Origin of the sequence: Amycolatopsis albispora (assembly GCF_003312875.1) — a bacterium.
GTDB lineage: Bacteria > Actinomycetota > Actinomycetes > Mycobacteriales > Pseudonocardiaceae > Amycolatopsis > Amycolatopsis albispora.
In genome coordinates this window covers 5,565,926-5,578,267 of record NZ_CP015163.1, presented here as the reverse complement: position 1 = coordinate 5,578,267, position 12,342 = coordinate 5,565,926, and the positions used below count along the sequence as shown (strand labels likewise).

Below are 12,342 nucleotides of genomic sequence, written 5' to 3'. Positions count from 1 at the left end.
AGTGACACGGGCGGGGTCAGTGCAGCCGGGCGGGCAGCCGCAGCCGGGCAAGGCGGTGCAGCAGCCGGGGGCCGGTCAGCAGGGCAGTTTCGCTTGGCTCATCACCGATTTCGTGCACCGGGTGCCCGGTGCCGCGCATGCGGTAGTGGTCTCGGCGGACGGGTTGTTGCTGGCGGCCTCACGAGGGCTGCCGAAGGACCGGGCCGATCAGCTGGCCGCCGTGGCGTCCGGGCTGACCAGCCTGGCCCGCGGCGCGGCGAAGGTGTTCGACGGCGGAGCCGTCGCGCAGACGGTGGTCGAAATGGCCAACGGGTTCATGTTCCTGATGTCGGTTTCGGACGGCTCGTGCCTGGCGGTGCTGGGCGCGCCGGACAGCGACATCGGGCTCGTGGTCTACGAGATGACCCTGCTGGTCGAACGGGTCGGCCAGCAGATGACGCCGGAACTGCGCGCTCAGCTGCAGGGCGCCGCCCGCCGCTAGGGCGGGCAGGCGCGGGACACAGAGGAGATAACCGTGGACTCGGGGCGCTCGAGAGGCGAACGTCGGTTCGACGACGACTTCTCCAGTGCGCGTTGGCCGAATGAGTCGGACAACTCGAACATTTCGGACAGCCGTGGGGGCGAGGTCGCAGGAGAGGACTGGAAGAGTTTCCGGGACCGGATAGACCGCGAGTGGCGGTCGAGGAGAGGCGGTGAGGACCCGGCACCGGAGCCGGCCGCCCCCGATCCGGGTGCCTGGCTGAACCCGGCGGACCAGCCGGTCACGCGCGGGCCCGCCGACTTCAACGTCGACGACTTCCGCGACCGCCTGCTCAGCGGGCCGGTCTCGGAGCTCTACGGCGTCGGCGGCGGCTCGCTGCGGGACGCGGCCGGCGGGTTCACCGCCTTCGGCGGGCCGGAGGAACCGGAACCGGAGCAGTTCATCCCGTCCGCGCGCCCGAGCACACCGCCGGAGGAACCGGTCGAGACCTCCGGCCTGGTCCGGCCGTACTTCCGGACCGGCGGGCGGACCAAGCCCACCTACGACCTGGCCATCGAGGCCTTGATCTCGACCAGTGAACGGGGCAGGCTGATCGATTCGGTACGGGTGCCCGAGCACCGGTCGATCTGCGACCTGTGCCTGGACACCCGGTCGGTCGCCGAGATCGCCGCGCATCTGCGGCTGCCCCTCGGTGTGGTGCGGGTGCTGATTGGTGACGTCGCCGGTCTCGGGCTGGTTCTCGTGCACAGCGGGAACACGGTCGTCGGGGACAGGCCGAGTATCGAGTTCATGGAGAGGGTGCTCAGTGGGCTTCGGAGAATTTAGCTCCGACGCGAACACGTCGGCGGCCGCGGGGCCGACTTCGTCGGCGAAGATCGTGGTGGCGGGCGGGTTCGGGTCGGGAAAGACCACGCTGGTGGGTGCGGTCTCCGAGATCGACCCGCTGACCACCGAGGCCTCGATGACCGAGGCCAGTTCCGGCGTCGACGACGTCTCGGCGACGCCGAACAAGACCACCACCACGGTGGCCATGGACTTCGGCCGGATCACCCTGGACTCGGACATCGTGCTCTACGTGTTCGGCACCCCGGGGCAGCACCGGTTCTGGTTCATGTGGGACGACCTGGCACTCGGCGCGATCGGCGCGGTGGTGCTGGTGGACACGCGGCGGCTGTCCGACGCGTTCCCGTCGATCGACTTCTTCGAGAACCGGAAGCTGCCGTACGTGGTCGCGATCAACTGCTTCGACCGCCTGCTGCACCACCAGATCGAGGACGTCCGGCACGCGCTGACCATCTCGCCGTCGGTGCCGATCATGGCGTGCGACGCGCGGGAGCGGGAGTCGGCGAAGCAGGTGCTGATTTCGGTGGTCCAGCACGCCATCCAGCACGACACCGCGCTGCGGGCGGGCTGAAGTTCCCCCTTTTTGACCGCGGGGCGGGGTCGAACCCCGCCCCGGACGCGAATACCCTGGTTCGAGCACGCGCACCGGGTAGTCGCCGGAGCAAGGAGGGACTGTGATGGCTTCCACCGCGTCCGGTGGGTTCGGCTGGCTGGTCACCGACTTCGTGCGCCGGGTGCCCGGTGCCGCCCACGCGGTGGTGGTGTCGGCGGACGGTCTGCTGCTCGCCAGTTCGGACGGGCTGCCGGTGGAGCGCGCGGAGCAGCTCTCGGCGGTGTCGTCCGGGCTGGTCAGCCTGACACAGGGCGCGGCGCGGTGTTTCGAGGCGGGTGTGGTGAACCAGACGGTGGTGGAGATGGAGCGGGGTTACCTGTTCCTGATGTCCATTTCGGACGGTTCGAGCCTGGCCGTGCTGGCCGCGCCGACCAGTGACATCGGGACGGTGGCCTACGAGATGACCCTGCTGGTGGACCGGGTCGGCCAGCAGCTGACCCCGGAACTGCGTGCGCAACTGCAAGGCGGGGTACGCGGCTGACGATGGGCTTTCCTGGGAACTTCGGACGAGATCCGCAGCCGGTGAGCGCAGATTGGGACGTACTGCACGCGGGCAGCGAACGCGAAGGGCTCGACTCACCGAGCCGGTTCGACATCACGAAGTACACAACGGGCCGGTTCACCGTTCCGGTGACGCCGCCAGCCGCGCCTTCGCGGTCGACGGGGGCATGGCCTGCCGAGCAGCCTTCCTCTGCCGAGCAGCCGTCGTGGCCAGCTGAACAGCCGTCGTGGCGTGCCGAGCAACCGTCGTGGCCAGCTGAGCAGCCGTCGTGGCGTGCCGAGCAACCGTCGTGGCCAGCTGAGCAGCCGTCGTGGCGTGCCGAGCAGCCATCGTGGCCTGGTGAACAGCCGTCGTGGCCTGATGAGCCGGAGCCCGAGCCGGAGCCCGCCCCCCTGCGGGCGATGGCCCCGGTCCGCCCGGCCGCGCGGCCCACCGCGCCGGTGTGGCCTGCCGGGCGCGCGTCACGCTCGCTGGTCCGCCCGTACGCCAGGACCGGCGGCCGCACGCATTCCGCGCACGACCTGGCACTGGAAGCCCTGATCTCCACCACGGACCAGGGCCGCGGCCAGACGGGCTCGCTGCCCACCGAGTACCGCCTGATCTGCGAGCTGTGCCACGACACGCATTCGATCGCCGAGATCGCCGCCTACCTGCGGCTGCCGCTGGGCGTGGTGAAGGTCTTCGTCGGGGACCTGGCGGACGCGGGCCTGGTGCTGATCCACCAGTCGAGCCTGATCCAGGGCGACCCGTCGGCCAGGGAGTTCATGGAGCGCGTGCTCCAGGGCCTGCGCGACCTCTAGTCCTCGACCAGCGCGGCCGAGGTGATGCGGTGCAACGGGTACCGCTCGTTGTCCGTGCTTTCCAGGATCCCGCCGCCCACGCGCGCCGGGGTGACCACCCGTTGCGCGGCCGTGCCGTGCGCGTCGACGAAGCCGATCCACACCTCGCGCTGTTCCCGCGTCGCCTTGGCGAGCAGCGCGAGCGTCATCGACGTGTCGGAACCACCACCGCCGGGGGCACGCACCGCGGTGCCGCGCCGGGTGCCCGCCGCGCGGTCGCCCGCGCGCAGGTTCGCCACGATCGACGCGATCTGGTCACCGCCCGGTGAACTGGGCTCGGCGTGCACCCGCCGCGCGTTGCGTCCCCGCGCCGGGATGCGGCGCCCCCGGTTGCGGTTCAGGTCGACCACCCGGCCGTCCGGACCCTCGGCCGCGGGCGCGAAACCGGCCGCGCGCAGCCCGTCCAGCACCTCCGCCAGCGGGTAGGTGCTGATCAGCACGGTCGGCGCGATCTTGCGCAGGTCCAGTTGCTCGGCCGCCGGATTGCCGAGCACCTCGGCCAGCAGCACCTCGTCGTCGCAGCGCAGGAACGAGCCGGCCACCCCGCCGCGCAGCCGCCCGTGCCGCCGCGCCACGTCGTCGATCAGGTAGGTCAGCGACTGCGGCACCGGCGTCGCCGATCGCTCGCCGAACAACGCGTGCAGCTCGGCCGCCGTCCGCCCGGTGTCCAGCGCGCGCCGCACCGAGGTCTCGGTGACCCGGTAGACGGTGGCGTGCCCGGCGGACTCGATGTCGGCCACCGCGGTGATCTCGGTGGCCAGGTCGGCCTCCAGCGGGCCGGGCGCGACCACCGTGAGATCCGCCTGCACCAGCACGTGGTTCACCGGGTCCGGCAAGGCTTCCGCCATCGCGAGTGTCGCGTTCGGACGGTCGTCTTCGAGCAGCGCGCCGGTGGCCGTGGTGACCGCGCCGAGCGCGACCAGGCCGAGCGCGGTCGCCTCGGACATGGTCCAGCGCACGTTCTCGTCGCGGAACCGCCCACCCCGCCGCGGTGCCTGCCACGCCAGCGCGGCGACCAGCTCCTCGACGCTCTTCACCCCGGTACCCGCGGGCAGTTCGCTGAGCGCGGCGAGCACCCGGCGACGCCCGGCGGGCGCGAGCGGGCGGCGCAGTTCCTCGGACAGCGGCGCCAGCGGCTTGTCCTTCGCGTCGCGCTGCCCGGCGAGGCCGGGGGAGCGCGGCAGGTCCAGCCACGCCTGCGCCAGCATCGCCCAGCGCGCCGCCGGTTCCGAGGCGAGCCAGCTGTCGGCGAGCACGGTCGGCACCCATTCGGGCGTGCCGCTCTGGTCGTCACCGGCCAGCCCGGCCCCGACGGCGACCTCCGCGACCAGGGTGGCGCGCTGGTCGTCCACATCCAGTTCCCGAGCCAGCTTCCGCAGCTCGCGCACGCCGAGCCCGCCGGACTTGAGCACCGGCGGCGGCTGTTCCGACCACAGCGCGATCAGGCGTTCGGTGTGCCGCAGGAACTCCATCGCCTCCCCGGCCGCCGCCTGGTCCACTGTGGACTGCTGGTGCGGGTGGGTGGGCAGCTCCGGCTCGGTCAGCTGCGCGCTGCTGAACGCGTGCCCGCCGCGCAGCAGGATGCCGAGTTCACGCGGCAGCTCGACGGTGGTGTCGTCGCGGCGCAGCAGCAACCCGCGCGCGAGCAGCTTCTGCACCGGTGTGGTCGCCTCGTCAAGCGGGACCATCGCACCGGCGTCGCGGGTGTTGCCGATCGGCGGCCCGGCGGCGAGCTTCTGCAGCAGTGCGCGCTCGGCTTCGGTCACCTCGTCGACCGCGGCGGCCAAGTCGATTCCGGACAGTGCCGGCGACGGGCTGCCGAGCCCGGCGGGGAACGGGCCGAGCGCCTCCCTGGCCGTCGGCGGCACGCGGATCGCGTCGTCTTCGCCCCAGGCGAGCGCGCGGTCGCGCAGCCGCTCCAGCCCGCCCTTCGCGGGCCTGCCGAGCAGCTTGTCGACCTCCCCGATGGTGACGGGCTCGGTGTCCGCGCCCGCGAGCAGCAGCGCGTCGAACACGGCGAGGGTGAAGGTGTCCAGGTCCTCGCAGGCGCGTGAGATCGAGCCGGGCGTGCCCGCGCGCGTGGCCAGCACGGTGCTGTTGGACGGTGGCGGGGTCGCCAGATCGCGCCTGGTCTGCAACAGCGCGGCCAGCGTTCCGTCCGGTCTGGAGCGCAGCCAGTCCGCCAATGAGGTTCCGGGCATCCGGTCCAGAATATCGCCTGTTCGGACCCGTGCCGGGGTCACCTGGCACACTGGACCCGCGAGTTCGAACCATGGAGGACGACGTGGCGAAGGCCAAGACCGGTAAGAAGAACGGCATCGACCCCACCTGGCCGCACGTGGCCGAGGGGGAGCACCCGGTGTCCGAACTGGCCGCGGACCGCCAGGGCGCGCTGTCCCCGTTCGGCGACGTGACCTTCCCGCTGGACTCGGTGCCCTACGTGCACCCGGAGACCAAGATCAACAAATAGCGGTTACCGGCTGGTAAACCGGCAGATCGGCAGTGTCCGCGATCACGGGGCTAGTGTGCTGGGCACAACTGTTCCAGCGCAGATCGCGGGGGTACTCCCATGCCGGTTCCCGGTCCTGGTTATTCGATCACCGTCCGAGTCGAGGCGCCGTCTTCGGCGAGCGCGGCGGGCGATCTGACCAGTGCGGTCGGCCGCGTCGGCGGGGTGCTCACCGCGTTCGACGTGGTCGAGTCGCACCCCACCTCGATCGTGGTGGACATCAGCGCCAACGTGCTCTCGGCCAACCACGCCCAGGACATCACCGAGGCGCTCGACGCGCTGCCCGGTGTGCGGGTGCGGAAGTTCTCCGACCGCACCTTCCTGATCCACCTCGGCGGCAAGATCGAGGTCACCCCCAAGGTCGCGCTCCGCAACCGTGACGACCTCTCCCGCGCGTACACGCCGGGCGTGGCCCGCGTCTGCCAGGCCATCGCGGCCAATCCCGAGGACGCGCGCCGCCTGACCATCAAGCGCAACACCGTCGCCGTGGTCACCGACGGCTCGGCCGTGCTGGGGCTGGGCAACATCGGCCCGGCCGCCGCGCTGCCGGTGATGGAGGGCAAGGCGGCGCTGTTCAAGAAGTTCGCCGACGTGGACGCCTGGCCGGTCTGCCTGGACACCCAGGACACCGAGGAGATCATCCGCACGGTCAAGGCGCTGGCCCCGGTCTACGCGGGCATCAACCTGGAGGACATCGCCGCGCCGCGCTGCTTCGAGATCGAGGCGCGGCTGCGCGACCTGCTGGACATCCCGGTCTTCCACGACGACCAGCACGGCACCGCGATCGTGGTGGTCGCCGCGCTGCGCAACGCGCTGCGGGTGGTCGGCAAGCGCATCGAGGACTGCAAGATCGTGGTCAGCGGGGTGGGCGCGGCCGGGTCGGCGATCATCCGGCTGCTGCTGCGCAAGAAGCCCGCCGACATCGTGGCCGCCGACATCGACGGCATCGTGCACTCGGCGCGCGGCAACCTCGACGACAACCTGACCGAGATCGCCGCCGCGACCAACAAGGACGGCATCTCCGGCACCCTGCACGACGCACTGGTCGGCGCGGACGTATTCATCGGGGTGTCCGCGCCGAACCTGTTCGGCGCCGAGCAGGTGGCCACCATGAACGACGACGCGGTGGTCTTCGCGCTGGCCAACCCGGACCCGGAGATCGACCCGCTGGAGGCGCAGCGGCACGCCGCGGTGGTCGCCACCGGCCGCAGCGACTACCCGAACCAGATCAACAACGTGCTCGCCTTCCCGGGGGTGTTCCGCGGCCTGCTCGACGCGCACGCGCGGCACATCGACGACGAGATGCTGCTGGCGGCGGCCGACGCGATCGCCGACGTGGTGGACGGCGAGCGGCTGAACGCCTCGTTCATCGTGCCCAGCGTCTTCGACTCGGCGGTGGCCCCGGCGGTGGCCGAAGCGGTGAAGAACGCGGCCCGCAACTAGGCCTTCGAGCCACGCCCGCGGACACGAATGTGGCTTTCGGGGCGAAATCGGCCCTGTTCAGTCTCAGCTGATGTGACACAGGTTGTGTCTCTGAGCAAGTGACACACCCTGGGTGGGTGATGCTGCGGGGTCTGTTGCCTGGACGGCGTTGTGGTGGCTGGCCATGGCGCGGAAACGGGCGATGATGCATCTGATGGATGCGGTGGTGGCTGCGGGGGCTGATGTCGGGAACGTGTCGGAGTGGTGCCGGGTCAACGGTGTTGACCGGCGCACGTTTTACCGGCATCGGGAACGGGCCCGGGCCGAGGGACAGTGGAGTCCTCGGTCCCGGCGTCCGGTCACTGTCCCGCACGCCACCGCGGAGCCGGTGGTGGCTCAGATCGTGCGGTTACGCCAGGAACTGGCGCCGGACAACGGCGCGGATTTCATCCATGACCGGCTCGAGGTGCTCGCGGCCGAGCGGGACTGGGCGGGACAGGGCTGGCCGGTGCCGTCGCGGGCCACGATCAACCGCGTCCTGGACCGGAAAGGCCTGCTGGTCAGCAACCCCCGTAAACGGCCGCGGTCGTCCTGGCGGCGGTTCAGCTATGCCCGGCCCCGGGACTGCTACCAGATCGACGCCACCGAGATCGTGCTCGCCGACGGCAGCAAGGCCGTGGTCTTCGATGTGCTCGACGATTGCACCCGCATGCTGCTGGCCTGCCAGGCAGCCCGGTCGGAAACCGCCGCGGCGGCCTGCACCGCGATCAGTGCCGCGTTCACCGAGCACGGCCCACCCGCGATCGTGCTCTCCGACAACGGCCCCGCCTTCACCGCCCATCCCCGGCACCCACACGCCGGCCCCACCCAGTTCGCCCGCACCGTCACCACCACCGGCGCCCGCCTGATCCACTCCAGCCCCTACCACCCGCAAACCTGCGGCAAAGTCGAACGCCACCATCAAACCCTCAAAAAATGGCTGGCTCGCCAACCCCACCCACCAACCACCCTGACCAGCCTGCAAACACTGCTCGACACCTACCGCGACTACTACAACACCCGCCGCGGGCACAGCGCGCTCGGCCGCCACACCCCGCACCACGCCTGGACCCACGCCGAACACCACGGCGGCCCCACCCACCCGCCCGTCCAAACCGACGCCACCATCCACCGGCTCACCGTCAGCAAACTCGGCACCATCTATCTCGGACACCGAAAACGCCTACTCATCGGCCGCGAACACACCGGCAACACCATCACCATCATCCGCGACGGCGACCGGATCACCGCCTACACCAGCCACGGCCACCCCATCGGCCACACCCACCTCGACCACACCAAAGACTGGCAAGGCACCCTCACCCCCGCCGCCTAACATGTGTCACAACAACCGAGACAACACTGCGACAGATCTCCCGAGACACGACAGGGCGAAATCGGCCCCCAAAGCCACATTCGTGTCCAGGGGTGTGCCCGGGCGGGAGGCGCATCGGCCGGCGCCGCCGGGCACGCCCAGGGGGTAGTCTCCGGCGGGTGAGCGAACTTACGCACGTCGACGCGGCGGGCGCGGCTCGCATGGTCGACGTCTCCGCCAAGGATTCGACGGTCCGCGTCGCCTACGCCAGCGGCGTGGTGCGGACCACCGCCGAGGTGGTCGGGCTGCTGTCGTCGAACGGCCTGCCCAAGGGCGACGCGCTGGCCACCGCGCGCATCGCCGGCATCATGGGCGCCAAGCGCACGCCGGAGCTGATCCCCCTGTGCCACCAGCTGGCCCTGTCCGGGGTCGAGGTGGAGTTCACCCTGGGCGAGGCGGAGATCCGGATCCTGGCCACGGTCCGCACGAAGGACCGCACCGGCGTGGAGATGGAGGCGCTGACCGCGGTGGCGGTGGCCGGGCTGACCGTGCACGACATGATCAAGGCGGTGGATCCGGCCGCCTCATTGGACGAGGTGCGGCTGGATCGCAAGGAGGGCGGCAAGACCGGCCTCTGGGAGCGTGGTGAGCGATGAAGCGCGCACGGGTGATCGTGGCCTCCAACCGGGCCGCGGCCGGGGTGTACCCGGACCGCACCGGGCCGGTGATCGCCGACTGGCTGGCCCAGCGTGACTACGAGGTGCCGGACCCGATCGTGGTCGAGGACGGCGAGCCGGTGGCGCGGGCGCTGCGGGCCTGCCTGGCCGAGGACGTGCACGTGGTGATCACCACCGGCGGCACCGGCATCTCCCCGACCGACCGCACGCCGGAGGCGACCACGCCGCTGCTGGACTACCAGCTGCCCGGGGTGGCGGACGCGGTGCGGGCGGCCGGGCTGCCCGCGGTGCCGACGGCGGTGCTTTCGCGGGGTGTCGCCGGGGTGGCCGGGCGGACGCTGGTGGTGAACCTGCCGGGCTCGCGTGGTGGTGTGAAGGACGGGCTCGGCGTGCTGGAGGGCGTGCTGGACCACGCGGTGGAGCAGCTGCACGGTGGCGACCACGTGCCGTCGGCCGGGACGTCCGGGGCGCGGATCGCGCTGGCCGCGGTGACGGACGCGCCGATCTCGGTCGACGAGCACGCCGCCCTGGTCGCCGACGACGCGGCGGGTGCCGTGGTGACCTTCTCCGGGGTGGTCCGCGACCACGACGGCGGCAAGGGCGTGCGGGGCCTGGTATACGAGGGGCACCCGAGCGCCGGGGACGTGTTGGCTCGGGTGGTGTCGGAACTGGCCTCGCGGTTCGACGGCGTGCGGGCGGTGGCGGTCAGCCACCGGATCGGCACGCTGGCCATCGGGGACGTGGCACTGGCCTGCGCGGTGGCGGCGGACCACCGCAAGGAGGCGTTCCTGGCCTGCTCGGACCTGGTGGACGAGGTGAAGGCGCGGCTGCCGGTGTGGAAGCACCAGACCTTCACCGACGGCACCGACGAATGGGTCAACTCCCCCTGACCAGCGGTTGAGCCCTTCGGCTGGGGTGTCACGAATGTGGCTTTCGAGACGTATGGCGTCCCGAAAGCCACATTCGTGACACTCCGGCCTCCCCGGGCGCCCCCTTATTTGCGGGCGGTGTGAGTGGCCAACTCCGTTCAGTGAGCAAAGGCGAAACGCACCGCCCGAAAGACTGGGGTTTTCCCGCGTGCAAAAGGCGCCGCACACGGCGAAAGGGTCCCACCGCCCAGGGGATTGGCGGTGGGACCCTTTCTGCGGATAACGGCGTTACCCAGCCGTGATCACCGGTAGTGCTCGCCCGAATTCGGGGCGGAAGGTCACTTGGTGGCGATCTTCTGGCCGACCACGATGAAGTCGGCGTTCGGGATGAAGTCCTTGTTCAGCTCCTGGAGCTTCGCGAACCCACCCTCGACGTTGTGCGCCTGCGCGATCTTCGACAGGGTGTCACCCGCGACCACGGTGTAGTCGCCGGCCGGGTTGGACTTCGCCACACCGGTGGTGACCGGGGCCGACTTGGGGGCCGGGGCCGACGACTTCGGCGCGGCCTTCTTCGGCGCCGGGGCGCTCTTCTTCACCGAGCCCTGGGTGTTCTTGCCCTTGTAGCTGGCGGACGAGCCGCCCTTCTTGCCGCAGGTCGGCCAGGCGCCGATGCCCTGACCAGCCTTGACGCGCTCGGCCACGGCGATCTGCTCCTCGCGGGAGGCGTTGTGGGCGCTGCCCTTGCCGCCGTAGGCCTTCCAGGTGCTCGGCGAGAACTGCAGGCCACCGGAGTAGCCGTTGCCGGTGTTGATGGACCAGTTGCCGCCGCTCTCGCACTGGGCGATGGCGTCCCAGTTGGTGCCCTCGGCCTGCGCGGGGGTCGCAGCGATGGCGAGCGGGGCGCCGACCGCCATACCGGCGATCGCCACGCGGGCGATGTGCTTGGTAGCGGCGGACATCTTGCGGTGCTTGCCTCGGTAAGCCATTGGTTTACTACTCACTTCCCGCGCCTGCTGAACATCGGGGGGTTCATTGCCGTCCCTGTCCGAGAAGTTTTCTTTCGCTCGGGGTTTGGGCCGGGATTCCGCCGGACAGGGTTCGGCGCTTCGGAATCCCGGTGTTGCTCTGGTCGGTCGGGGCCAACCGAAAAGCGACGGTACGTAACCTTCGGCGTGATCGGAAATTATTCGGGGTGTGACCTACGTCACTGTAACGAGGCGCAACCTTTGGCGATTCCGGTGTTTTCCCAGCTCAGCTGGCCGTTACCGGGCCGTATCCTTCCCGAGATAATTCACTGATCGTGAGGCTTGGGTCACGTGGAAAACGCACCTCTACGCCGTTGGAGCGCATATGCGTTATGTGCGCTAATCCCGGAGGAAGGCCGCCAGGCCCGCCAGGTCGTCGGTGTTGATGTGGTCCACACCCGCGGCCGTCAGCTCGGTCCAGACGGCCTCTCGCGCCGGGCCGGGGGCGTCCGGCGTGGCCCAGAACCGCACCCGCTGCCCGGCCCGGTGCGCGGTCGCCACGATCTCCCGCAGCCGCGCCCGCTCGGCCGCCGGGAACTCGCCCTCACCGGTCCAGGTGAACAGCTTCGTCCAGTTGTCGGAGACCAGCGGCGTCAGGCGGGGGTCGGAACCGGGCCCCAGATCGTCCTGAGCGGCGATACGGCCGTCGTAGAAGGCCAGCCGCTCCCGCTGGGCCGAGAGGACCTCTCGCGGCCGATTGCCGGACAGCACGACCTCCACCGCCTTGTCGCGCACCCAGCCGTCCCGGTAGGCGGTGAAGAGGAACGAGTACCGCGGGGACGCCAGCACCCGCGAGAGCGCCGCGTAGGTGTCCTCGGCGCCGCTCTTGATGTCCACCAGCAGCTGGAACGGCATCCGCCGCGGGTAGACGTGCCCGTGGTTGGCCAGCACGCGCTGCCGCAGCGGCTCCAGGTACAGCGCCTCCAGCGTGCGGTCCGGCCGCACGTCCACCAGGTCGTGCGCCACCAGCAACTGCCCGCCGACCAGGTAGATGTCCGCCTCGACACTGGTGAACCCCTGGTCCAGCGCGTCGTGCAGCGGGCGGGGGTGCTCGTAGTCGTTGTGCGCGTGCGCCCGCGCGAGCGGCTTGACCCAGTGGCCCGCCGAAGCGGGCGCGGCCAGCCCGGCCACGGCAAAAGCGGTCAGCAGGAGCACGAGGAGGCGGCGCATGCGCGCCAGCCTCGGTGAACGCGGCGTCCGGCGGGTGA

General features: G+C 70.8%; 13 protein-coding genes. 10 read left to right on the top strand and 3 right to left on the bottom strand.

The window, feature by feature from the left end; translation table 11 throughout:
* Position 1: 1 nt before the first annotated feature.
* From A4R43_RS26270 to A4R43_RS26250, 5 genes are all read left to right on the top strand, one after another.
* Entirely contained in the window at positions 2-481 is a 480-nt protein-coding gene (locus A4R43_RS26270; protein ID WP_162788599.1) for a roadblock/LC7 domain-containing protein, read from the top strand.
* Between the two features lie 33 nt (positions 482-514).
* A complete protein-coding gene (locus A4R43_RS26265) occupies positions 515-1,306 on the top strand; it encodes a DUF742 domain-containing protein (protein WP_113694747.1) in 792 nt (263 codons plus the stop codon).
* Positions 1,287-1,895 (top strand): GTP-binding protein, encoded by a 609-nt coding sequence (locus A4R43_RS26260; RefSeq protein WP_113694746.1) that lies wholly within the window; start codon positions 1,287-1,289, stop codon positions 1,893-1,895. Before A4R43_RS26265 ends, A4R43_RS26260 begins: the two co-directional genes overlap by 20 nt.
* 106 nt (positions 1,896-2,001) lie before the next feature.
* On the top strand, positions 2,002-2,418 hold the full coding sequence (locus A4R43_RS26255) for a roadblock/LC7 domain-containing protein (protein WP_113694745.1): 417 nt from the start codon (positions 2,002-2,004) through the stop codon (positions 2,416-2,418).
* A 41-nt stretch (positions 2,419-2,459) separates the two neighbouring features.
* Positions 2,460-3,239, top strand: coding sequence for a DUF742 domain-containing protein (locus A4R43_RS26250; RefSeq protein WP_236808287.1), 780 nt, complete (start codon positions 2,460-2,462; stop codon positions 3,237-3,239).
* On the opposite strand, the gene A4R43_RS26245 is transcribed toward A4R43_RS26250, so the two are convergent.
* A complete protein-coding gene (locus A4R43_RS26245; RefSeq protein WP_113694743.1) occupies positions 3,236-5,479 on the bottom strand; it encodes a helicase-associated domain-containing protein in 2,244 nt (747 codons plus the stop codon). The genes A4R43_RS26250 and A4R43_RS26245 overlap by 4 nt on opposite strands.
* A 71-nt stretch (positions 5,480-5,550) precedes the next feature.
* On the opposite strand from A4R43_RS26245, the gene A4R43_RS26240 reads away from it, so the two are divergent.
* From A4R43_RS26240 to A4R43_RS26220, 5 genes are all read left to right on the top strand, one after another.
* Positions 5,551-5,748 (top strand): hypothetical protein, encoded by a 198-nt coding sequence (locus A4R43_RS26240; protein WP_113694742.1) that lies wholly within the window; start codon positions 5,551-5,553, stop codon positions 5,746-5,748.
* A 99-nt stretch (positions 5,749-5,847) separates the two neighbouring features.
* Positions 5,848-7,230: an NAD-dependent malic enzyme gene (locus A4R43_RS26235; RefSeq protein WP_113694741.1), complete on the top strand. Its 1,383-nt coding sequence runs from the start codon at positions 5,848-5,850 to the stop codon at positions 7,228-7,230.
* Between the two features lie 163 nt (positions 7,231-7,393).
* Positions 7,394-8,584: a DDE-type integrase/transposase/recombinase gene (locus tag A4R43_RS26230; RefSeq protein WP_113691471.1), complete on the top strand. Its 1,191-nt coding sequence runs from the start codon at positions 7,394-7,396 to the stop codon at positions 8,582-8,584.
* Between the two features lie 158 nt (positions 8,585-8,742).
* The gene (gene moaC / locus A4R43_RS26225; protein WP_113694740.1) at positions 8,743-9,219 is read left to right on the top strand and encodes a cyclic pyranopterin monophosphate synthase MoaC; all 477 of its coding nucleotides are present in this window, start codon (positions 8,743-8,745) and stop codon (positions 9,217-9,219) included.
* On the top strand, positions 9,216-10,130 hold the full coding sequence (locus tag A4R43_RS26220; RefSeq protein WP_113694739.1) for a molybdenum cofactor biosynthesis protein MoaE: 915 nt from the start codon (positions 9,216-9,218) through the stop codon (positions 10,128-10,130). The genes moaC and A4R43_RS26220 overlap by 4 nt, the downstream gene beginning before the upstream one ends.
* 317 nt (positions 10,131-10,447) lie before the next feature.
* On the opposite strand, the gene A4R43_RS26215 is transcribed toward A4R43_RS26220, so the two are convergent.
* Both A4R43_RS26215 and A4R43_RS26210 read right to left on the bottom strand, forming a co-directional pair.
* Complete coding sequence (locus tag A4R43_RS26215; RefSeq protein WP_113694738.1) at positions 10,448-11,095, bottom strand: LysM peptidoglycan-binding domain-containing protein; 648 nt, start codon at positions 11,093-11,095, stop codon at positions 10,448-10,450.
* A gap of 378 nt (positions 11,096-11,473) precedes the next feature.
* Positions 11,474-12,304 carry a phosphatidylinositol-specific phospholipase C/glycerophosphodiester phosphodiesterase family protein gene (locus A4R43_RS26210; protein WP_205215087.1) on the bottom strand — a complete coding sequence of 277 codons (831 nt, stop codon included), beginning with the start codon at positions 12,302-12,304 and terminating at the stop codon, positions 11,474-11,476.
* Positions 12,305-12,342: the final 38 nt, after the last annotated feature.